We start from the raw sequence: 22339 nt of genomic DNA, 5'->3' as shown, positions 1-22339 counted from the left end.
GCTTCCTTCGCTGCGACGGTTTTCGATGAGTTATCAGGTTCTTGCACGTAAATGGCGTCCGCGCTCGTTCCGCGAAATGGTCGGCCAGACCCATGTGCTCAAGGCTCTGATCAATGCCTTGGACAGCCAACGGCTGCACCACGCCTACCTCTTCACCGGTACCCGTGGGGTCGGCAAGACCACCATCGCGCGGATCATTGCCAAATGCCTTAACTGTGAGACAGGTATCACTTCGTCCCCCTGTGGCGAGTGTTCGGTGTGTCGCGAAATCGACGAAGGCCGCTTTGTCGACCTGATCGAGATCGATGCCGCGAGCCGCACCAAGGTCGAAGATACCCGCGAATTGCTCGACAACGTGCAGTACGCCCCGAGCCGTGGGCGCTTCAAGGTCTACCTGATCGACGAAGTGCACATGCTCTCCAGCCATTCCTTCAACGCGCTGCTCAAAACCCTCGAGGAGCCGCCACCCTACGTCAAGTTCATCCTGGCGACCACCGATCCGCAGAAACTTCCGGCAACGATTCTGTCGCGGTGCCTGCAGTTCTCCCTGAAGAACATGACACCGGAACGGGTTGTCGAGCACTTGACCCACGTGCTGGGTGTCGAGAACGTGCCGTTCGAGGACGATGCACTGTGGTTGCTGGGCCGTGCTGCCGACGGTTCGATGCGTGATGCCATGAGCCTGACCGACCAGGCGATTGCCTTCGGTGAAGGCAAGGTCCTGGCCGCCGATGTGCGGGCGATGCTCGGGACCCTCGATCACGGGCAGGTCTACGACGTCCTGCATGCGCTGATCGAAGGCGATGCCAAGGCGTTGCTCGAAGCCGTCCGCCACCTGGCCGAACAAGGCCCGGACTGGAATGGCGTGCTCTCGGAAATTCTCAATGTGCTGCACCGCGTTGCCATTGCCCAGGCCTTGCCGGAAGGTGTCGATAACGGTCACGGCGACCGTGATCGCGTGCTGGCACTGGCCCAGGCCTTGCCGGCCGAAGACGTGCAGTTCTACTACCAGATGGGCCTGATCGGCCGCCGCGACTTGCCGCTGGCGCCGGATCCCCGGGGCGGTTTTGAAATGGTGTTGCTGCGGATGCTGGCGTTCCGGCCCGCAGACACCGCGGATGCCCCGAGGCAACCGCTAAAGCCAGTGGGGATCAGCCAGGCCACAGTTGATTCCGCAAACTCAGTGGCTGCCGCGCAGGTCGTTGCGCCGGTAGCCGCTGCGGCCGTTGCACCGATAGCGACTGCGCCAGTGGCGGCTCCTGCGCCAGCACCGGAACCGGTGGCGCCGGTCGTTGTGCCGGAAGCTGCGCCTGTGCCTGTGGTTGAAACAGCCGTGGTCGAAGAGGTGGTCGACCTGCCGTGGAATGACCCGGTCGAGCCTGCCCCCGTTCAGCAACCGGCGGTGGAGCCGGTGCTGGAAACCGCCAGCGAACAACCCGAGTTACCGCCGATGCCGTTGCCGACGCCGGACAGCGTGGTGCCGGATGCCCCGGAGTGGGCCGCCGCGCCAATCCCGGAGCCTTCGGTGGCCGACGTCGATGCCGCAACGCCGGGCATGGACCTGGATGACGAGCCGCCGCTGGACGAGGATTACATCGAGCCGGACATGGATTCGGCCTACAGTTACCTCGACGAACTGGCCAGCGAGCATGCCGCTGACCCGGCGCCGGAGCCCGAGCCTGAGCCCGCGGCAATGCCGGCCACCGGTCTGGCCCTGCAATGGCTGGAGCTGTTCCCGAAATTGCCGATTTCCGGCATGACCGGCAGCATCGCCGCCAACTGCACGCTGATCGCGGTGGATGGCGACAATTGGCTGATGCACCTGGACCCGGCCCACAGTGCCTTGTTCAACGCCACTCAGCAGCGTCGCCTCAACGATGCGTTGAACCAGTATCACCAGCGCACGCTGACCCTGAGCATCGAGCTGATCAAGCCCGAGCAGGAAACCCCGGCACAAGCGGCTTCGCGCCGCCGCGCCAACCGTCAGCGCGAGGCGGAGGAATCGATCCATGGCGATCCGTTCATCCAGCAAATGATGCAGCAGTTCGGTGCGGTGGTCCGTAACGATACTATTGAACCTGTCGACGCCCTGGTCACTCAGGGCTAATAACTGAAGGCGCTCGGCTACATTCCGCCGGGCGCTGTTTTGATCCAAGTACTTTAGAGGTGATTACCATGATGAAAGGTGGCATGGCCGGCCTGATGAAGCAGGCGCAGCAGATGCAGGAAAAAATGGCCAAGATGCAGGAAGAGCTGGCCAACGCCGAAGTCACCGGTAAGGCCGGTGGCGATATGGTCACCGTGGTGATGACCGGTCGTCATGACGTCAAGAGCGTGACCATCGACCCGAGCCTGGTTGAAGGCATGAGCGAAGACGACAAGGAAATGCTGGAAGCGGTTATCGCCTCCGCGGTCAACGATGCCGTGCGCAAGATCGAAGCCAACAGCCAGGACAAGATGGGCAGCATGACTGCCGGCATGCAACTGCCGCCGGGCATGAAACTGCCATTCTGATTCGCCTTCAGGCGGCAGATGAGCTACAAAAAATGCCAGGCATTGCGCCTGGCATTTTTGTTTCTGGCTGTTGGGGATGTGTCGTCCGTGATGGCGCCTTCGCGAGCAGGCTCGCTCCCACAGAGGATTGCATTGCAAATGTGGGAGCGAGCCTGCTCGCGAAGAAGTCGCCTAGGTGCAACTGAAAACACATCGAACGCCATACCGCCACAAAGGTCTGCTCCCTATATCACCCAACCCCATCGATCACAGGAGACGCTGCCATGTCCGACCCCATGACCCTCAATCAACGCATTGTCCTGGCTTCACGCCCCGTCGGCGCGCCAACGCCGGAAAACTTCCGCATGGAGCGGGTGGCGTTGCCGGAGCTGGCCAACGGTGAGGTGCTGCTCAAGACCGTTTTCCTGTCGCTGGATCCCTACATGCGCGGACGCATGAGCGACGCTCCGTCCTACGCCGCACCGGTGGAAATCGGCGGAGTCATGACCGGGGGCGCGGTCAGTCGGGTCGAGCGTTCGCTCAATCCGAAGTTTCAGGAAGGTGACCTGGTGGTCGGTGCCACTGGTTGGCAAAGCCACAGCATCAATGACGGGCGCAGCATCATCCCGGTGCCGTCGGGATTGCCCAGTGCGTCGATGGCCCTTGGGGTGCTGGGGATGCCGGGCATGACCGCGTACATGGGCCTGATGGACATCGGCCAGCCCAAGGCTGGCGAAACCCTGGTGGTTGCAGCGGCCTCCGGCGCGGTGGGTTCGGTGGTCGGCCAGGTGGCGAAGATCAAGGGGTTGCGTGTGGTTGGCGTGGCCGGCGGGGCGGACAAGTGCCGTTATGTGGTCGACGAGTTGGGCTTCGACGCCTGCATCGACCACAAGAGTCCGGACTTTGCCGATGAGCTGGCCAAGGCCTGCGGCAAGGGCATCGACATCTACTACGAAAACGTCGGCGGCAAGGTCTTCGACGCCGTGGTGCCGTTGCTCAATCCCAAGGCGCGGATTCCACTGTGCGGCCTGATTGCCTCCTACAACGCCCATGAAGCGCCGAGCGGGCCGGATCGCCTGCCCCTGTTGCAGCGCACCCTGTTGACCAAGCGGGTGCGCATCCAGGGCTTCATCGTGTTCGATGACTATGGTGATCGCCAGCCGGAATTCCTCAGTGCCATGGCGCCCTGGGTGCGTGATGGCAAAGTGAAATTCCGCGAAGACGTGGTCGATGGCCTGGAACAGGCTCCCGACGCGTTCATCGGCATGCTGGAGGGGCGCAACTTCGGCAAACTGGTGGTTCGGGTTTCCCGGGACTGAGTAATTGACGCTGCAATTTGACGCTCAACCGAGGCGCGGGTATAAACCGCGTCTCGTTGTTTTGTCGGACTTTTCCACCATGAGCTTCAGCCCTTTGATTCGCCAACTGATCGACGCCCTGCGAATTTTGCCAGGCGTGGGTCAGAAAACCGCCCAGCGCATGGCGTTGCAGTTGCTCGAGCGTGACCGCAGCGGCGGCTCACGCCTGGCGCTGGCCTTGAGCCAGGCCATGGAAGGGGTCGGTCACTGCCGCTTGTGCCGTACGCTGACCGAAGATGATCTCTGTCCGCAATGCGCCGATACCCGTCGCGACGACACCTTGCTCTGCGTGGTGGAAGGCCCGATGGACGTTTATGCGGTGGAGCAGACCGGTTTCCGCGGGCGCTACTTCGTGCTCAAGGGGCATCTGTCGCCGCTCGACGGACTGGGGCCGGAAGCCATCGGCATCCCGCAATTGATGGCGCGGATCGAAGAGGCTGGCACCTTCGCCGAAGTCATCCTGGCGACCAACCCGACCGTGGAAGGTGAGGCCACTGCGCATTACATCGCCCAGTTGCTCAGCAGCAAAGGCCTGATCGCCTCGCGTATCGCCCACGGCGTGCCGCTCGGTGGTGAGCTGGAACTGGTGGATGGCGGCACGCTGGCGCATTCGTTTGCCGGGCGTAAGCCGATTTCGCTCTGAGTTCATGTGGCGTCCATGCTGACGCCTTCGCGAGCAAGCCCGCTCCCACATTTGGAATGCAATCCCCTGTGGGAGCGGGCTTGCTCGCGAAGGGCGCACCTCGGTGTCGCTGATTCACACAATCCTGTTGTAAACCAAGCAAGCGCTCGGTTAACTTCACTGACCCCTTCAGTGGAGCTCGCCGATGTCTGCCTTTCAGGAATACTTCGACCCCAGCCACCAATTGGTCCGTGACAGCGTCAGACGATTCGTCGAACGCGAGATCCTTCCTGATATCGAGCAGTGGGAAGAAGCCGAAAGCTTTCCTCGCGAGCTCTACCTCAAGGCCGGCGCAGCGGGGATTCTCGGCATCGGCTACCCGGAGGCTTACGGAGGCAGCCACGAAGGGGATCTGTTCGCCAAGGTTGCCGCCAGTGAGGAGTTGATGCGCTGCGGCTCAGGCGGGCTGGTGGCGGGTCTTGGTTCACTGGATATCGGCTTGCCGCCCATTCTCAAGTGGGCCCGACCCGAAGTGCGGGATCGTGTGCTGCCCCAGGTGTTGTCGGGAGAGAAAATCAGCGCCCTGGCCGTCACCGAGCCCGGCGGCGGCTCCGACGTCGCCAACCTGCAAACCCGCGCCGTGCGTGACGGCGATTTTTACCGGGTCAATGGCAGCAAAACCTTTATCACCAGTGGTGTGCGTGCGGACTTTTATACCGTCGCGGTGCGTACCGGTGAGCCGGGGTTCTCCGGCATCAGTCTGTTGCTGATCGAAAAGGGCACCCCCGGTTTCACCGTAGGACGGCAACTGAAGAAAATGGGCTGGTGGGCGTCAGACACCGCCGAGCTGTTCTTCGATGATTGCCTGGTGCCTGCGGGAAACCTGATCGGCGCCGAGAACATGGGCTTTGCCTGCATCATGGGCAATTTCCAGAGCGAGCGCCTGGCCCTGGCACTGATGGCCAACATGACCGCACAGTTGGCGCTGGAGGAGAGCCTGAAGTGGGCGCGCCAGCGCGAAGCCTTTGGCAAACCGATCGGCAAGTTTCAGGTGATCAAGCATCGTCTCGCCGAGATGGCGACCGCGCTGGAGGTATCCCGGGAATTCACTTATCGCCAGGCGGCAAAGATGGCGTCGGGGCAGAGTGTGATCAAGGAAATTTCCATGGCCAAGAATTTTGCGACGGATACCGCAGACCGGATCGTGACCGATGCGGTGCAGATACTCGGTGGGCTGGGATACATGCGCGAGAGCCTGGTGGAGCGGCTGTACCGCGACAACCGGATTTTGTCGATTGGCGGCGGGACGCGGGAAGTGATGAACGAGATCATCAGCAAGCAGATGGGGCTTTAGAAGCAAAAGATCGCAGCCTTCGGCAGCTCCTACAGGTATACGCGATCCATGTAGGAGCTGCCGAAGGCTGCGATCTTTTGACGTTTGTTACATATCGCTCAACGCAAACTGCGTCAGGCAGAACGTCGGAATGCCCATGTCCTCCAGGCGCTGCGAACCACCCAGCTCCGGCAGGTCGATGATCGCCGCCGCTTCATGCACCCGTGCGCCCATGCGGCGGATCAGGTTGGCGGCGGCAATCAGGGTGCCGCCGGTCGCGATCAGGTCATCGAACATCACCACCGAGTCGCCTTCGCACAGGCTGTCGGCGTGCACTTCCAGGAAGGCTTCGCCGTATTCGGTCGCATAGCCCTCGGCCAGCACGTCAGCCGGCAGTTTGCCTTGCTTGCGGAACAGCACCAGCGGCTTGTTCAACTGATAGGCCAGTACCGAACCGATCAGGAAGCCACGGGCGTCCATCGCGCCGATGTGGGTGAAGTCAGCCTCGACGTAACGGTGGGCGAAGCTGTCCATCACCAGGCGCAGTGCCTTGGGCGACTGGAACAGCGGGGTGATGTCGCGAAAGATCACACCCGGTTTCGGGAAGTCGATGACAGGGCGGATGAGGGATTTGATGTCGAAGGAGTCGAAGACCATCGTCTAGGTGTCCTGGCAGGGCTGCAAACGACGCAGTATAACGGCGGCTGAACCGTTTCGCTCAGCCACGACGTTTTGTTTCAGTCCAGTGAGCCACCGGCCAGGGCGCACAGCTGGATCGGGTCGATAATCCGGATTTCCTTGCCTTCTGCCGCAATCAGCTCGTTTTGCTGGAAGCGGGTAAAGACCCGGGACACGGTTTCCACCGCCAGGCCCAGGTAGTTGCCGATTTCATTGCGCGACATGCTCAGGCGGAACTGATTGGCGGAAAAACCCCGGGCGCGGAAGCGTGCCGACAGGTTGACCAAGAAGGTGGCGATGCGTTCGTCGGCGGTCTTTTTCGACAACAGCAGCATCATCTGCTGGTCGTCACGGATTTCGCGGCTCATCACCCGCATCAACTGACGGCGCAACTGCGGCAGTTGCAGGGCCAGTTCGTCGAGGCGTTCGAAAGGAATTTCACACACCGAGGTGGTTTCCAGGGCTTGTGCCGACACCGGGTGCTTTTCGGTGTCCATGCCCGACAGGCCGACCAGTTCGCTGGGCAGGTGGAAACCGGTGAGCTGTTCTTCACCGGAGTCGCTCAGGCTGAAGGTCTTGAGGGCGCCGGAACGGACTGCGTAGACAGAATCGAAGGTATCGCCCTGGCGAAACAGAAACTCGCCCTTTTTCAGCGGCCGGCCGCGCTTGACGATTTCGTCCAGCGCATCCATGTCTTCCAGATTCAGCGAAAGTGGCAGGCAAAGAGGGGCCAGGCTGCAATCCTTGCAATGGGCTTGGCTATGAGCGCGCTGTTTTACTGGCTCGGACATTTCTTCAATCCTTGTGGGAATTCACACATAAGACGTAAGGGTAACTCACCATAGGAGATCGAGGCCAGTCTGGGGCGCTAGCTTGCAGAATTAGATCACCCGCGAGAATCGCTGGCGACTGTGTTGTTCCAGGTACGCGTCGAACACCATGCACACCGAACGCACCAACAGTCGCCCGGCGGGCAGGATGGTGATCCTGTCGCGATCGAGCTCGATCAGCCCGTCTTTGGCCATGTCTTGCAACTGAGGCCAGAGATCGCCGAAATAGCCCTGGAAATCGATGTTGAAGGCCTGTTCGATGTCGGAAAATTCCAGGCTGAAATTGCAGATCAATTGCTGAATGACCGCCCGTCGCAGCCGGTCATCGGCATTGCACAGCAGGCCGCGGCTGGTGGCCAGTTGCATAGAAGCCAGGGTGTTCTGATAGTGGTTCAGGTCGCTGCTGTTCTGGCAGTAGAGGTCGCCGATCTGGCTGATTGCCGAGACGCCCAGGCCGATCAGATCGCAATGACCGTGGGTGGTGTAGCCCTGGAAATTGCGTTGCAGGGTCGATTCTTCCTGGGCTATAGCCAGCTCGTCGTCGGGCAGGGCGAAGTGGTCCATGCCGATGTAACGGTAACCGGCGTTGATCAGTTGCTCGATGGTACGCTGCAGCATTTCCAGTTTCTGCGCGGGTGTCGGCAGTTCATTGCTGTTGATGCGCCGCTGCGGCATGAAGCGCTCCGGCAGGTGGGCGTAGTTGAATACCGATAACCTGTCCGGTTGCAGACGGATGACTTCATCGACGGTGCGGGCGAAGTTCTCTGGCGTCTGTTTAGGCAGGCCGTAGATCAGGTCGATGTTGATCGAGCGAAACTGCAAGGTGCGGGCGGCGTCGATCACGGCGCGGGTTTCCTCCAGGCTTTGCAGGCGATTGACCGCTCGCTGCACCGCCGGGTCGAGGTCTTGCAGGCCGATGCTGACCCGATTGAAGCCCAGTTCGCGCAGCAATCCCATGGTCGACCAGTCGGCCTCGCGGGGGTCGATCTCGATGCCGTAGTCGCCGGAATCGTCGTCCAGCAAATTGAAGTGTTTGCGCAAGTGCGCCATCAGCTGGCGCAGTTCGTCGTGGCTGAGAAAGGTCGGTGTGCCGCCACCGAAGTGCAGTTGCTCGACTTTCTGTGTGGGGTCGAGGTGGCAGGCGATCAGCTGGATTTCCTGTTCCAGGCGCTGCAAATACGGCTGCGCCCGGCCGCGATCCTTGGTGATGACCTTGTTGCAGGCGCAGTAGTAGCAAATGTTCGCGCAGAACGGCACGTGCACGTAAAGGGACAATGGACGTTGGGCCTTGCGGCTGTCGCGCAGGGCGTGAAACAGGTCGAAGGTGCCGATCTGGCTGTTGAATTGCACGGCGGTCGGGTACGAGGTGTAGCGGGGTCCCGCCAGGTCATAACGGCGGATCAGATCAGTGTCCCAACGAATGGCGTCGAGCATCATGCGGGCATTCCCCGGATAGGCTGGCAGTGTCGGCCACTTTATGCGAGGGCGGGGTGGGGCATCTTGATTTACATCAAGATCAAAAGATCGCAGCCTTCGGCAGCTCCTACAGGTGTACGCGATCCATGTAGGAGCTGCCGCAGGCTGCGATCTTTTGCTTTTAATGCCCCATGAGCCAATGCTGATGCGGCCCCGGCAGTGTCCAGAGACCAAACAGCATCACCAGCATCCCACCCGCCATGCGCACACTGCGCTTGCGCAACACCGCGGTGACGCGCTCGGCGGCAAGGCCTGTAGCCAGCAGCACCGGCCAGGTACCAAGCCCGAACGCAAGCATCAACAATGCACTGTCCAGCGCATTGCCCTGGCTGGCCGACCATAGCAGGGTGCTGTAAACCAGGCCGCATGGCAGCCAGCCCCAGAGCGCGCCCAGCAGCAGCGCACGCGGAAGGCTCGATACCGGCAGCAACCGGTTGGCGACTGGCTGGATGTGCCGCCACAAGCCTCGACCGACGCTTTCGATGCGGGTCAGGCCGCTCCACCAGCCGGCCAGGTACAGGCCCATGGCAATCAGCAGCAAGCCGGCGAGGACGCGTAGGAACATCGCCGCCGGGCTGCTGGCCACGGCCCATCCGGCCAGGCCGATCAACAGTCCGGCGCAGGCATAACTCAGAATCCGCCCCAGGTTGTAGGCCAGCAGCAGGCGAAAGCGGCGGCTGCGTTGCTCCTTGGGAATCGCCAGGGTCAGCGCGCCCATCAAGCCTCCGCACATGCCCAGGCAATGACCGCCGCCAAGCAAGCCGAGGATCACCGCCGATACCAGCAGTGGCGCCAGTTCAAGCATGGGGCGGGGCCTTGTCTTGCGGTTTGGCCGGTTGGCCGCTGGCCTCGTCTACGGCGGCGGTGTGGTTCGGGTCCTGGTCGTCGAACAGGATGCTGTGGGCCGGGCCGTCGAGGTCGTCGTACTGCCCGCTGTCGACCGCCCAGAAGAAGATATAGACGGCGATGGCCACGATCAGCAGCGCAGCGGGAATCATCACGTAAAGAGCTGGCATCTGGACTCCATGCCCGCGCGGCTCAGGCCGGCAGCGGGCGGGTTTCTGGCGGGGTGTCGAGGGCGCGCTCGCTCGGCATTCGAGTCAGGCGCAGCGCGTTCAGCACCACGGTCAACGAACTGATCGACATGCCTACTGCCGCCCAGACCGGAGTGATCCAGCCGAGGGCGGCGAAAGGCAACATGAGGCCATTGTACAACCCGGCCCACAACAGGTTCTCGATAATGACCCGACGGGTGCGCCGCGCCAGGCTGAAGGCTTGCACCAGCGCATCGAGGCGGTTGGACAGCAGCACCGCATCGGCACTGGTTTTCGCAAGGTCGGTGGCCGAGCCCATGGCGACGCTGATATCCGCAGCCGCCAGCACCGGCACGTCATTGACCCCGTCCCCCAGCATCAACACCTTGCGACCTTCCTTGTGCAGTTGTTGCAGGACTTGCAGTTTGTCGTCCGGGCGCAAGCCGCCGCGGGCTTCATCGATGCCCAGTTCTGCCGCCACGCTGGCGACCATCGGCGAGCTGTCGCCGGACAACAACAGCGTGCGCCAGCCCCGCGCCTTGCATGCGGCCAGCAATACCGGCGCATCGGCACGCAAGCGATCATCGAGGACCAGCCAGGCCAGCGGCCCTTCGCTGTCGCCGAGCAGCAGCCATTGGCCGGCTTCTTCGGGCATCGGCGGCGCCTTGGCACCACTGAGTTCGCAGACGAATCCCGGTTGACCGATGCGCAGGCGTCGCCCTTCAACCAGCCCCTCCAGGCCAAGACCCGGGGTGCTGTGGACTTCTTCGGCCGCCATCGGCGCGCGTCCGAAAGCACGGGCGATCGGGTGTTCGGAGCGGTTTTCCAGGGCGGCGGCGAGGCCCAGGCATTGGTCGCTGTCGAGGGCGCCGAGGGGGCGGATCGAGCGCAACGCCAGACGCCCTTCGGTGAGGGTGCCGGTCTTGTCGAAAATCACCGTGTCGATCTGGTTCAGGCCTTCCAGCACATGGCCGCGGGTCAGCAGCAGACCGAGCTTGTGCAAGGTGCCGGTGGCCGCAGTGAGGGCGGTCGGCGTCGCCAACGACAAGGCGCACGGGCAGGTCGCCACGAGCATCGCCAGCACGATCCAGAAGGCTCGCGATGAGTCCAGTTCCCACCACAACAGGCCAATGGCCGCAGCCGCAATCAGCGACAACAGCAGGAACCATTGCGCGGCGCGGTCGGCGATTTCCGCCAGACGCGGTTTTTCGGCCTGGGCACGGTCGAGCAGGCGAACGATGGCCGAGAGGCGCGTGTCCTGGCCCAGGGCCTGGACCTCGATAGTCAGTGCGCCTTCGACGTTCAGGGTACCGGCGGTGACCGCATCGCCGAGGGTGCGAGGTTGCGGCAGGTATTCGCCGGTCAGCAGCGATTCGTCGATATTCGACTGGCCGTCGAGGATCTTGCCATCGGCCGGGAGAATGGCGCCTGGATGAACCAGTACCTGATCACCGATTCGCAGTTCGCTGAGCAAAATGCGTTCGCTCTGGCCTTCGGGGGTCAAGCGCAGGCACGAGGCGGGCAACAGATTCACCAGCTGCGCGGTGGCGGCGGCCGTGCGCTCACGGGCGCGCCGCTCCAGATAACGCCCGGCCAGCAGGAACAGGGCAAACATGCCGACGGCATCGAAATACAGCTCGCCCACCCCGGTGATCGAGGTCCAGATCCCGGCGACGTAGGCGCTGCCGATGGCCAGTGACACGGAAACGTCCATGGTCAGGTGGCGGGTGCGCAGATCGCGCATGGCACCTTTGAAAAACGGCGCGCAGCTGTAGAACACGATCGGGGTGGTGAGGAACAGCGCGACCCAGCGCAGGATGGTGTGCAGTTCTGGACTGAGGTCGATGTTGAATTCAGGCCAGGTGGCCATGGTTGCCATCATCGCCTGGAACCACAGCAATCCGGCCACGCCAAGCTGGCGCAGGGCCAGGCGGTTTTCGCTGGCCAGCTGTTCGCTGGCGCGGTCGGCCTGATAGGGGTGTGCGGCGTACCCGATGTGGCGCAGTTCGCTGAGGACCCGGCTCAGGGGTAATTGCGCGTCGCTCCAGCGCACGTGCAGGCGATGGTTGGACAGGTTCAGGCGCGCTTCGGCTACCGCCGGCAAGGTGCGCAGGTGTTTCTCGATCAACCAGCCGCAGGCGGCGCAACTGATGCCTTCCATCAACAGTGTGGTTTCGGCCAGTTCGCCTTCGTGGCGGACAAAGGGCTGCTGCACATCGGCGCGATCGTACAGCGCCAGTTCGTCGACCAGTTGTACCGGCAGCGCCTCGGGGTTGGCCGAGGCTTCGCTGCGGTGCTGGTAATAGCTATCCAGGCCGCCCGCGACTATGGCCTCGGCCACGGCCTGGCAGCCCGGGCAGCAGAACTCGCGGGGCTCCCCGAGTACGACGGCGGTGAAGCGACTGCCGGCCGGGACGGGCAGGGCGCAGTGGTAGCAGGGGAGTGGGGTGGTGGTCATGGAGTATTCACTAGTACTGCTGAATCTCTGGCGTCTGATAGGGCCTCATCGCGAGCAAGCTCGCTCCCACAGGGATCATAGGTGTACTCAGGTTCTGAGCACGGCGGTGATCAACTGTGGGAGCGAGCTTGCTCGCGATGCGCGAAGCGCTGCTTTATTTATTCAGGTCTTCGGCACCTTGCAACGGTTCGTCACCGAGCAGCAGATCCTTGTCATGGTTGACCAGTTCTTCTTCGAACATGCGCCAGATGTGCTCGTCCTGGGTGCCGAGCAATTCGACAAAGCGTCGGCCTTCGATCTTGTCGCTCAATTGGCCGATGTAGCGACCCTGTTCGGTTTCGCTGCGGGCCAGGGTGATCTTGCGATCCTTCTCCGGCTGTGTCGGCGAGATCAGGTTCAGCTCCAGGGTTTTCGGATGGCTGTCGCCGCTCAGGCGCAGGTCAACTTCGCCGGTCACTTCATCGAGATGAATGCTGGCGCGCATTTTCAGGTTCTGGGCCAGCAGCTCACGGTCGAGGGAGCGGTTGATGCCTTTGCCGGCCTCGTAGTAGTTGTCGTTGACCAGGTTGTCCGGGTTCTTCACCGCGATGGTCACCATGGACAAGGTCAGGGTCACCGAGCAGGCCAGGATCCCGATGATGATCCACGGCCAGAGGTGCTTGTACCAGGGGCTTGCGGCAGTTGCTGCGGGCATGTTCAGTTCTCTCAACGAATTTGTGGGCCGATGAACCGGCTCTTGGCTTCAATGTGGATGCTGTCGTCGTCGGCATCCTTGAGGATGAATTTCACCTCGTTGGTGCTCGACGGCAGTTTTTCCGGTGCGACGGACAGCTCGGCAGGCTGGCTGACGATCTCGCCCGCCGCGACCTTGATCTCGCGCCGGCCCTGCAATTTGAGATCCGGCAGGCCGGAGGCTTCGAGCAGGTAGGTATGGTCGCGCTGGTCCTTGTTCATGATTTTCAGGCTGTAGACGTTTTCGATCCGGCCTTCGGCGTTCTCGCGGTACAGCACGCGGTCCTTGCTGACATCGAAACCCACCAGCGCACGCATGAAAAACGCGGTCACCAGCAAGCTGATCATCGCCAGCAGTACCACGGCATAACCGATCAGGCGTGGACGCAGTTTATGGGTTTTCTGCCCGGACAGGTTGTGTTCGGTGGTGTAGCTGATCAGCCCGCGCGGGTATTCCATTTTGTCCATGATGGCGTCGCAGGCATCGATGCAGGCGGCGCAGCCGATGCATTCGATTTGCAGGCCGTCGCGGATGTCGATACCGGTCGGGCAGACCTGGACGCACATGGTGCAGTCGATGCAGTCGCCGAGGCCCTGGGCCTTGTAATCGATGCCTTTCTTGCGCGGGCCACGGCTTTCACCGCGGCGCGGGTCGTAGGAAACGATCAGGGTGTCCTTGTCGAACATCACGCTCTGGAAGCGCGCGTACGGGCACATGTAGATGCACACCTGTTCGCGCAACCAGCCAGCGTTGCCGTAAGTGGCGAGGGTGAAGAAACCGACCCAGAAGTAAGACCAGCCATCCGCCTGACCGCTGAAGAAGTCGAACACCAGTTCGCGGATTGGCGAGAAGTAACCGACGAAGGTCATGCCGGTGACGAAACCGATCAACAGCCACAGGCTGTGCTTGCTGAATTTGCGCAGGAACTTGTTGGCGCTCATCGGCGCCTTGTCGAGCTTGATGCGCTGGTTGCGATCACCTTCGGTGACTTTTTCGCACCACATGAAGATCCAGGTCCAGACGCTTTGCGGGCAGGTATATCCGCACCAGACCCGTCCGGCATACACCGTGATGAAGAACAGGCCGAACGCGGCGATGATCAGCATGCCGGACAGCAGGATGAAGTCCTGGGGCCAGAAGGTGGCGCCGAAAATGAAAAACTTGCGCTCCGGCAGGTTCCACCAGACCGCCTGATGACCGCCCCAGTCCAGCCACACCGTACCGAAATACAGCAGGAACAACAGGGCACCGCCAGTCATCCGCAGGTTGCGGAACAGGCCGGTGAAGGCGCGGGTGTAGATTTTTTCCCTGGCGGCGTAGAGGTCGACGCTGTTGTTCGCGTTCTTGGTGGGTGGAGTGACGTCGTGTACCGGAATCTGGTTGCTCATCATTGCATCCCACGGCAGTGGAAAAGTGCCTCGGTCAGTACGTGCCGACCGCGGTCAAAAAGGGGTGTTGCAGTGGCGCAATGATACGCCTGTCGCTCTAGCCTGCGGGTGCGACCTTTGGTCGCGTTGGGTAAAAATCATGAATGGTGTAGCGAATGTAACAAAACGTGATCTGAGTCAATTGACTTGTGAAGTATGGATGGTTTTCAGCAAGGCCGCGCGGTTAGTGTGAGCAAACAGTCCGTATCGGCGAGGGGGCGGATATCAGTGGGTTGATGCGCGGGAAATATCTTAACTTGACTGTTCTGGTTTGATCGTTAGATGTTTTGTTTTCTGTCTAATAATTTAAGAAGGCGGATAAGTTTTATTTGTGAGGAATATATTTTTAACTTTGGTCATGCTTTGTGATTATTTGTAGATGGATATTTTGCTCTTGATTTAATAGGTTGTTAGTGCGGCGGCAATAAAGTTTTATGGTGCGCCGTATATATTGTAAGTGTCTACTTAAGGATAAGTAAAAATGTCTACTAATGATAAGGATTGCACTCGAGCAACTCAGGCTGTTGGACCAACCACTGTCGAAGCTCATAAGCCTGGTGCAGACTGCACGATTCCGGCACCCGCTACGACTGTCGATACGGTGGAGCCGACTGCGCAAAAACTCCAGGCAAAACGATCTTCAGACAAAAAGAAAGGGACTGGCGGTCTGGACAGTTTGGGTGGCGGTAATCTTCCTTGATTACAGCTAATACACATGAATGCGAAGTGTATTCGTGATCGTTTAAAAAACCGCTTCGACAACTGAAATGGCGAAGCCGTTTTTTATTGGTTGATCGAAGGGTGCGTGAAAAATAATAACCGGGAGGGCTTGTCAGTCCACGGAGCTGTGCGCAAATAAGTGTGCATGGACTTGAAATGAAAACGGCCCCGCCAATGTGATTTGGCGGGGCCGTTTTTTGTTGCATCAAGCCTTTGCCTTACTCGGCGTCCGCTGCCTTCTCACCGTGAGACAGGCTGTAGACGTAAGCGGCCAGCAGGTGAACCTTGTCGTTACCTTGCAGTTGCTCTTGCGCAGGCATCTGGCCCTGACGGCCGTAGCGGATGGTCTGCTGCAGTTGAGCGAAGCTCGAACCGTAGATGAACGCTGCCGGGTGAGTCAGGTTGGGTGCGCCCATCGCTGGGGTGCCTTTGCCTTCCGGACCGTGGCACGCCACGCAGTTGGCGGCGAACAGTTTCTGCCCGGCAGCCGGGTCGGCCTTGGCGCCTTCAGGCAGCTTGCGGCCATCGAGGTTGGTCAGGACAAACGCGGCCACGTCGGCCACGCCTTGCTCGCCGATCACTTCAGCCCACGCCGGCATCACCGCATGACGGCCGCCCATGATGGTGGTCTTGATGGTTTCCGGCTCGCCACCCCAGCGCCAGTCGGCGTCGGTCAGGTTAGGGAAGCCATAGGCGCCCTTGGCGTCGGAACCGTGGCAGACCGAGCAGTTGGAGGCGAACAGGCGGCCACCCATCTTCAGGGCTTGCGGGTCCTTGGCCACTTCTTCGATTGGCATGGCCGCGAACTTGGCGAAGATCGGACCGAACTTGGCGTCCGACTTGGCCATTTCCTTTTCCCACTCGTGGACACCGGTCCAGCCGGTCTGGCCGTTGGCGAAGGGGGTCTGCTTCTCGTTGTCGAGGTAGCCGTAACCCGGCAGCAGGCCTTTCCAGTTACCCAGGCCCGGATACAGCGCCAGGTAGCCCAGTGCGAAGATGATGGTGCCCACGAACAGCATGAACCACCATTTCGGCAGCGGGTTGTCGTACTCCTCGATCCCGTCGAAGGAGTGCCCGACCGTCTCGTCTGTCTGCTCGGTGCGCTGGCCCTTGCGGGTCGACAGCAGCAGCCAGGTCAGGGAAAAGATCGTACCGAGACTGAGGACTGTGACGTACAGACTCCAGAATGTAGTCATTCTTTGTTACTCCTAGAAGCTTGCTCGACGTGCTTGATGGCTTCGGGATCATCCGCGAAAGGCAGCAAGGTCGCGTCTTCAAACTCCGACTTGCGCTTGGGACTGAACACCCACAGTGCCAGTCCGATGAAGGCCACCATCACGACAACGGTGCCCAGGCCACGAATCATCCCGATATCCATCTAATTCACCGTTTGCTTTTGATGATGGTGCCCAGGCCTTGCAGATAGGCCACCAGCGCGTCCATTTCGGTTTTGCCCTTCACGGCATCCCTGGCGCCGGCGATGTCTTCGTCGGTGTAAGGGACGCCGAGCGTGCGCAACACTTCCATTTTTTTGGCGGTGTCTTTGCCGTCGAGCTTGTTTTCCACGAGGAACGGGTAGGCCGGCATTTTCGACTCGGGCACGACGTTGCGCGGGTTGTACAAGTGCGCACGCTGCCAGTCATCGGAGTAACGACCGCCGACACGGGCCAGGTCCGGACCGGTACGCTTGGAACCCCACAGGAACGGGTGGTCCCAGACGCTTTCACCGGCAACCGAGTAGTGGCCGTAGCGTTCGGTTTCAGCACGGAACGGACGGATCATCTGCGAGTGGCAGCCGACACAACCGTTGGCGATATAAACATCCCGGCCTTCCAGTTCAAGGGCGGTGCGGGGCTTCATGCCCTCGACCGGCTTGTTGGTGACGTCCTGGAAAAACAGCGGAACGATCTGGGTCAGGCCGCCGACGCTGACGGCGATGACCATGAAGAAGGCCAGCAGGCCAATATTCTTCTCGACTGCTTCATGCTTCATCAGTGAGCTCCAACTACGACGATCTGTTCGGCGGCTTCGGCTTCAGCCGGGTTCGAGGCGCGTACGGTACGGAAGACGTTGTAGGCCATGAACAGCATGCCTGTGGCGAAGAACGCACCGCCCAGGGCGCGAACGATGAAGCCCGGGTGGCTGGCTTGCAGCGCTTCGACGAACGAGTAGGTGAGGGTGCCGTCGTCGTTGATTGCACGCCACATCAGGCCCTGGGTGATGCCGTTGACCCACATCGAAGCGATATAGAGCACGGTACCGATGGTCGCGAGCCAGAAGTGCGTGTTGATCAGGCCGGTGCTGTGCATCTGCGCACGACCGAACAGTTTCGGAATCATGTGGTAGATGGCGCCGATCGAGATCATCGCTACCCAGCCCAAGGCACCGGCGTGTACGTGGCCGATGGTCCAGTCGGTGTAGTGCGACAGCGAGTTGACGGTCTTGATGGCCATCATCGGGCCTTCGAAGGTCGACATGCCGTAGAACGCCAGGGACACCACGAGGAAACGCAGGATCGGGTCGGTGCGCAGCTTATGCCAGGCGCCCGACAGGGTCATCATGCCGTTGATCATGCCGCCCCAGCTCGGTGCCAGCAGGATGATCGACATCGCCATGCCCAGCGACTGAGCCCAGTCCGGCAGTGCGGTGTAGTGCAGGTGGTGGGGACCGGCCCAGATGTACAGGGTGATCAGCGCCCAGAAGTGCACGATCGACAGGCGATAGGAGTAGATCGGACGCTCGGCCTGTTTCGGCACGAAGTAGTACATCATGCCCAGGAAGCCGGTGGTCAGGAAGAAGCCCACGGCGTTGTGGCCGTACCACCACTGGATCATCGCGTCCGTCGCACCCGAGTAGGCCGAGTAGGACTTGAACAGGCTGACCGGCAGCGACATGTGGTTGACGATGTGCAGCATCGCCGTCACGACGATGAAGGCGCCGTAGAACCAGTTACCCACATAGATGTGCTTGGTCTTGCGCTTGACGATGGTGCCGAAGAACACCAGACCGTAGGTGACCCAGACAATGGCCAGCAGAATAGCCAGGGGCCATTCCAGTTCCGCGTATTCCTTGGTGGTGGTGAAACCCATCGGCAAGGTAATGATCGCGCCGACGATCACCGCTTGCCATCCCCAGAAGGTGAAGGCAGCGAGGCTGTCGGAAATCAGTCGCGTTTGGCAGGTTCGCTGCACGACGTAATAAGAAGTGGCAAACAGTGCACATCCACCGAAGGCGAAAATCACCAGGTTGGTGTGCAGCGGGCGCAGGCGTCCAAAGCTCGTCCATGCCAGACCGAAGTTCAACTCCGGCCAGACCAGTTGCGAGGCGATGAAGACACCGAGCCCCATGCCAAGGATCCCCCAGACCACCGTCATGATGGCGAACTGGCGGACTACCTTATAGTTATAAGCAGTCGGACTGATTGCTGTGCTCATTCTAAGGTTCCACGGTTTGGGTGTTTTATTAGGATTAAAAATCGGCCGCAAGTATGGAGAAAGCAGGGGGTCATTGCAACGCGCCATGACCTGGGTCAATGCTTTCAAATGCTGATTCTGCGGCCTTTCCATGCGCCGCGTAGGGACAAAATTGCCCGCGGGCAAAACGTCCCGGCGGACTGATCAGGCGAGGGGGTCAGGTCGGATGTAACGGGGTGTGTTCAAACGCAACGTTTGGCTGACCGAAGGCAACTGGCGCGATAGCCGGTATCTACCAGCCTTTGCGGCCTGTCATCGGGCAGATTCGTCGAACACAACGTTCAGGGTCGACCTGGAACCGGCACCGGCCAGTCCGCATCGGGGGAAGCTTAGACCTGAATCCGGGGAACCGAAAGGAAGAGTCAGAGAGGGTGCGACAATGCGTCGCAAAGGGGCAGGGAACTGCCGCATCCGGGAGAATGCGGCAGCAGAGCGGTCGGGATTTATTCGCGGTTGTCTTCAGCCTGCAGGCGCTCGGTATTCAAACCGTGGGACAGGCTGTACACATACGCGGCCAGCAGTTGCACCTTGTCGTTGCCGAGCAGTTCGTTCTGCGCCGGCATATGGCCTTGGCGACCATGCCGAATCGTCTGTTCAAGCTGCGTCAGGCTGGTGCCGTAAATGAAGCCGGCCGGGTGCGTCAGGTTTGGCGCGCCCATGGCTTCGGTGCCCTGGCCGTTTGCCCCATGGCAAGCGACGCAGGTGGTGCTGAAGGCTTGCTGTCCGGCTTGCAGGTCCGCCTTGCTGCCTTCCGGCAACGGCAGGCCGGCCAGATCATGGCGCACATAAGCGGCGACGTTTTTCACACCGTCTTCCCCCAGGACTTCACCCCAGGCCGGCATCATCGCCATCCGGCCACCCATGATGGTGGTCTTGATGGTTTCTGCGCTGGCACCCCAGCGCCAGTCGCTGTCGGTCAGGTTGGGGAAGCCGAATGCACCCTTGGCATCCGAGCCGTGGCACACCGAGCAGTTGGAGGCAAACAGGCGACCGCCCATTTTCAGCGCTTGCGGGTCTTTGGCCACTTCTTCCAGTGGCATGGCCGCGAATTTGGCGAAGATCGGTCCGAATTTCGCATCCGCCCTGGCCATTTCCTTTTCCCACTCGTGGGCGCCGGTCCAGCCGTTCTCATAACCGGGGAGGATGCCTTTCCAGTTGCCCAGTCCGGGATAGAGGATCAGGTAGCCGACGGCGAACACCAGCGTGCCGGCGAACAGCATGAACCACCATTGCGGCAGCGGGTTGTCGTACTCCTCGATGCCATCGAAGCTGTGGCCCATGGTCTGGTCGACGCTGCCCTTGGTCTCGCCCTTGCGGGTGCCGATCAGCAGCCAGGTCAGGCCGATCAGGCTGCCGATGGTCAGTACGCAGATCCACGTACTCCAGAAGGTGGTCATGGCCGGGTACTCCTTGTTGCTGAATCTTCGGTGATGTCGGGTTGTGGTTCGTCGGCGAACGGCAGCAGGCGCGCTTCGGCGAATTCCGGGCCGCGCTTGCTGTTGAATACCCACAGCGTCAGGCCGACGAAGGCCACGAACACGACGACTGTGCCCAGGCCGCGGATCATTCCAGTGCTCATTTCAATGAACATGGCTCACCTCTTGCTCTTGATCGCAGTGCCGAGCACTTGCAGGTAGGCGACCAGTGCATCCATCTCGCTCTTGCCCTTGAGCGAAGCGACGGCGCCGGCAATGTCTTCGTCGGTGTACGGCACGCCCAGGGTGCGCATGGCCTTGATCTTGGTTTCGGTGTGGCTGCTGTCGAGTTGATTGGCCACCAGCCACGGGTAGGCGGGCATCTTCGACTCCGGCACGACGTTGCGCGGGTTGTACAAGTGCGCGCGATGCCAGTCATCCGAGTAGCGCGCACCGACCCGCGCCAGGTCCGGCCCGGTACGTTTCGAACCCCACAGGAACGGGTGGTCCCAAACGCTTTCGCCGGCCACCGAGTAGTGCCCGTAGCGTTCGGTCTCGGCGCGGAACGGACGGATCATCTGTGAGTGACAGCCGACGCAGCCTTCGCGGATGTAGATGTCGCGGCCTTCCAGTTGCAGCGCGGTGTAGGGCTTCATGCCTTCCACCGGCTTGTTGGTCACGTCCTGGAAGAACAGCGGGACGATCTGGGTCAGGCCGCCGATGCTCACGGCCAGGATCATCAGCAGCAACAACAGGCCGACGTTTTTCTCGATAGTTTCGTGTTTCATGGCGGACTCCTCAGGCCATCTGCGCGGCAGCGGCGACTTCGGCAGGCTGCGAGGCCCGCACGGTGCGCCAGGTGTTGTAGGCCATCAGGAACATGCCGCTGAGGAAGATCGCGCCGCCCACCAGCCGCACGACGAAGCCTGGGTGGCTGGCCACCAGGGTCTCGACGAAGGAGTAGGTCAGCGTGCCGTCCTCGTTCACCGCACGCCACATCAGGCCCTGGGCGATGCCGTTGACCCACATCGAGGCGATGTACAGCACGGTGCCGATAGTGGCGAGCCAGAAGTGCGCGTTGATCAGGCCGATGCTGTGCATCTGCTCGCGTCCGAAGACTTTCGGGATCATGTGGTACAGCGCGCCGATGGAAATCATCGCCACCCAGCCCAGGGCGCCGGCGTGTACGTGGCCGATGGTCCAGTCGGTGTAGTGGGAGAGGGCGTTGACCGTCTTGATCGCCATCATCGGCCCTTCGAAGGTCGACATGCCGTAGAACGCCAGCGACACCACGAGGAAGCGCAGGATCGGGTCACTGCGCAACTTATGCCAGGCGCCCGACAGGGTCATCATGCCGTTGATCATGCCGCCCCAGCTCGGCGCGAGCAGGATCAGCGACATCACCATGCCCAGCGACTGTGCCCAGTCCGGCAGCGCGGTGTAGTGCAGGTGGTGGGGTCCTGCCCAGATGTACAGGGTGATCAGCGCCCAGAAGTGCACGATCGACAGGCGATAGGAATACACCGGGCGCTCGGCCTGTTTCGGCACGAAGTAATACATCATGCCGAGGAAACCGGCGGTGAGGAAAAAGCCCACGGCGTTGTGGCCGTACCACCATTGCACCATCGCGTCGGTGGCACCGGCGTACAGCGAGTAGGACTTGGTGAAACTGACCGGCAATTCCATGTTGTTGACGATGTGCAGGATCGCCACGGTGATGATGAACGCACCGAAGAACCAGTTGCCGACATAGATGTGCTTGGTCTTGCGCTGCATGATCGTGCCGAAGAACACGATGGCGTAGGCGACCCAGACAATGGTGATCAGGATGTCGATCGGCCATTCCAGCTCGGCGTATTCCTTGGAACTGGTGTAGCCCAGCGGCAGGCTGATGGCCGCCAGCAGGATCACAAGCTGCCAGCCCCAGAAGCAGAACGCGGCGATTTTCGGTGCAAACAGTTGCGTCTGGCTGGTGCGTTGCACCGAATAGAACGAACTGGCGAACAGCGCGCAGCCGCCGAAGGCGAAGATCACCGCGTTGGTGTGCAGCGGGCGCAGGCGACCGAAGCTGGTCCAGGGCAAATTGAAGTTGAGTTCGGGCCAGACCAACTGGGCAGCGAGAAAAACCCCGAGCCCCATGCCGACGATGCCCCACACCACCGTCATAATGGCGAATTGGCGGACCACCTTGTAGTTGTAGGCGGTACTGATAGAAGTGTTCATGGTTCCCCATCCACGGTTCAGCCGAAGTGAGCGCACTCGCGCAAGGCAGCGCACCCTTCGGCCGGA

21 protein-coding genes are annotated in these 22339 nt (G+C 61.1%); 5 read left to right on the top strand and 16 right to left on the bottom strand.

Features of this window, described 5'->3' with window-relative positions; genetic code table 11:
- Positions 1–25 precede the first annotated feature (25 nt).
- From dnaX to AC07YV_RS05800, 5 genes are all read left to right on the top strand, one after another.
- Entirely contained in the window at positions 26–2107 is a 2082-nt protein-coding gene (dnaX, locus tag AC07YV_RS05820; protein ID WP_102698766.1) for a DNA polymerase III subunit gamma/tau, read from the top strand.
- 68 nt (positions 2108–2175) lie between these two features.
- On the top strand, positions 2176–2514 hold the full coding sequence (locus tag AC07YV_RS05815) for a YbaB/EbfC family nucleoid-associated protein (RefSeq protein WP_007971455.1): 339 nt from the start codon (positions 2176–2178) through the stop codon (positions 2512–2514).
- Between the two features lie 263 nt (positions 2515–2777).
- On the top strand, positions 2778–3812 hold the full coding sequence (gene curA, locus AC07YV_RS05810; RefSeq protein ID WP_102698765.1) for an NADPH-dependent curcumin/dihydrocurcumin reductase: 1035 nt from the start codon (positions 2778–2780) through the stop codon (positions 3810–3812).
- A gap of 79 nt (positions 3813–3891) precedes the next feature.
- Positions 3892–4494, top strand: a complete 603-nt coding sequence (recR, locus tag AC07YV_RS05805) for a recombination mediator RecR (RefSeq protein WP_008050204.1) — start codon at positions 3892–3894, stop codon at positions 4492–4494.
- 184 nt (positions 4495–4678) lie between these two features.
- Complete coding sequence (locus AC07YV_RS05800; protein WP_102698764.1) at positions 4679–5827, top strand: acyl-CoA dehydrogenase family protein; 1149 nt, start codon at positions 4679–4681, stop codon at positions 5825–5827.
- Between the two features lie 87 nt (positions 5828–5914).
- On the opposite strand, the gene AC07YV_RS05795 is transcribed toward AC07YV_RS05800, so the two are convergent.
- The 16 genes from AC07YV_RS05795 to ccoN (AC07YV_RS05720) all read right to left on the bottom strand — a co-directional run bounded on the left by AC07YV_RS05795 (position 5915) and on the right by ccoN (AC07YV_RS05720) (position 22273).
- Positions 5915–6463: an adenine phosphoribosyltransferase gene (locus AC07YV_RS05795; RefSeq protein WP_102698763.1), complete on the bottom strand. Its 549-nt coding sequence runs from the start codon at positions 6461–6463 to the stop codon at positions 5915–5917.
- An 80-nt stretch (positions 6464–6543) separates the two neighbouring features.
- Positions 6544–7275, bottom strand: a complete 732-nt coding sequence (gene fnr / locus AC07YV_RS05790; RefSeq protein ID WP_102698762.1) for a fumarate/nitrate reduction transcriptional regulator Fnr — start codon at positions 7273–7275, stop codon at positions 6544–6546.
- 90 nt (positions 7276–7365) lie between these two features.
- The gene (hemN, locus tag AC07YV_RS05785) at positions 7366–8748 is read right to left on the bottom strand and encodes an oxygen-independent coproporphyrinogen III oxidase (protein WP_102698820.1); all 1383 of its coding nucleotides are present in this window, start codon (positions 8746–8748) and stop codon (positions 7366–7368) included.
- A gap of 163 nt (positions 8749–8911) precedes the next feature.
- Complete coding sequence (locus AC07YV_RS05780; protein ID WP_102698761.1) at positions 8912–9595, bottom strand: sulfite exporter TauE/SafE family protein; 684 nt, start codon at positions 9593–9595, stop codon at positions 8912–8914.
- Positions 9588–9806 carry a cbb3-type cytochrome oxidase assembly protein CcoS gene (gene ccoS / locus AC07YV_RS05775; protein WP_007971444.1) on the bottom strand — a complete coding sequence of 73 codons (219 nt, stop codon included), beginning with the start codon at positions 9804–9806 and terminating at the stop codon, positions 9588–9590. The genes AC07YV_RS05780 and ccoS overlap by 8 nt, the downstream gene beginning before the upstream one ends.
- Positions 9807–9828: 22 nt before the next feature.
- Positions 9829–12282 (bottom strand): heavy metal translocating P-type ATPase, encoded by a 2454-nt coding sequence (locus AC07YV_RS05770; RefSeq protein ID WP_102698760.1) that lies wholly within the window; start codon positions 12280–12282, stop codon positions 9829–9831.
- Positions 12283–12436: 154 nt separating this feature from the next.
- Positions 12437–12976, bottom strand: a complete 540-nt coding sequence (locus tag AC07YV_RS05765) for a FixH family protein (RefSeq protein WP_102698759.1) — start codon at positions 12974–12976, stop codon at positions 12437–12439.
- An 11-nt stretch (positions 12977–12987) separates the two neighbouring features.
- On the bottom strand, positions 12988–14403 hold the full coding sequence (gene ccoG / locus AC07YV_RS05760; RefSeq protein ID WP_102698758.1) for a cytochrome c oxidase accessory protein CcoG: 1416 nt from the start codon (positions 14401–14403) through the stop codon (positions 12988–12990).
- A gap of 977 nt (positions 14404–15380) precedes the next feature.
- Complete coding sequence (gene ccoP, locus AC07YV_RS05755; protein ID WP_102698756.1) at positions 15381–16358, bottom strand: cytochrome-c oxidase, cbb3-type subunit III; 978 nt, start codon at positions 16356–16358, stop codon at positions 15381–15383.
- Entirely contained in the window at positions 16355–16540 is a 186-nt protein-coding gene (locus AC07YV_RS05750) for a CcoQ/FixQ family Cbb3-type cytochrome c oxidase assembly chaperone (RefSeq protein WP_003175465.1), read from the bottom strand. Before AC07YV_RS05750 ends, ccoP (AC07YV_RS05755) begins: the two co-directional genes overlap by 4 nt.
- Positions 16541–16545: 5 nt before the next feature.
- The gene (ccoO, locus tag AC07YV_RS05745) at positions 16546–17154 is read right to left on the bottom strand and encodes a cytochrome-c oxidase, cbb3-type subunit II (protein WP_011333287.1); all 609 of its coding nucleotides are present in this window, start codon (positions 17152–17154) and stop codon (positions 16546–16548) included.
- Positions 17154–18596, bottom strand: a complete 1443-nt coding sequence (ccoN, locus tag AC07YV_RS05740; protein WP_102698755.1) for a cytochrome-c oxidase, cbb3-type subunit I — start codon at positions 18594–18596, stop codon at positions 17154–17156. The genes ccoO (AC07YV_RS05745) and ccoN (AC07YV_RS05740) overlap by 1 nt, the downstream gene beginning before the upstream one ends.
- A 482-nt stretch (positions 18597–19078) precedes the next feature.
- Positions 19079–20032, bottom strand: a complete 954-nt coding sequence (gene ccoP, locus AC07YV_RS05735) for a cytochrome-c oxidase, cbb3-type subunit III (protein WP_102698754.1) — start codon at positions 20030–20032, stop codon at positions 19079–19081.
- Positions 20029–20226: a cbb3-type cytochrome oxidase subunit 3 gene (locus tag AC07YV_RS05730; RefSeq protein ID WP_102698753.1), complete on the bottom strand. Its 198-nt coding sequence runs from the start codon at positions 20224–20226 to the stop codon at positions 20029–20031. The genes ccoP (AC07YV_RS05735) and AC07YV_RS05730 overlap by 4 nt, the downstream gene beginning before the upstream one ends.
- A 3-nt stretch (positions 20227–20229) precedes the next feature.
- Positions 20230–20838, bottom strand: a complete 609-nt coding sequence (gene ccoO, locus AC07YV_RS05725; RefSeq protein ID WP_102698752.1) for a cytochrome-c oxidase, cbb3-type subunit II — start codon at positions 20836–20838, stop codon at positions 20230–20232.
- A gap of 10 nt (positions 20839–20848) precedes the next feature.
- Entirely contained in the window at positions 20849–22273 is a 1425-nt protein-coding gene (ccoN, locus tag AC07YV_RS05720; RefSeq protein ID WP_102698751.1) for a cytochrome-c oxidase, cbb3-type subunit I, read from the bottom strand.
- Positions 22274–22339 lie beyond the last annotated feature (66 nt).

This window comes from Pseudomonas sp. GW456-E7, assembly GCF_059424105.1.
Note: the sequence above shows the minus strand (reverse complement) of the source record. Positions and strands in the feature narration are given on the sequence as shown.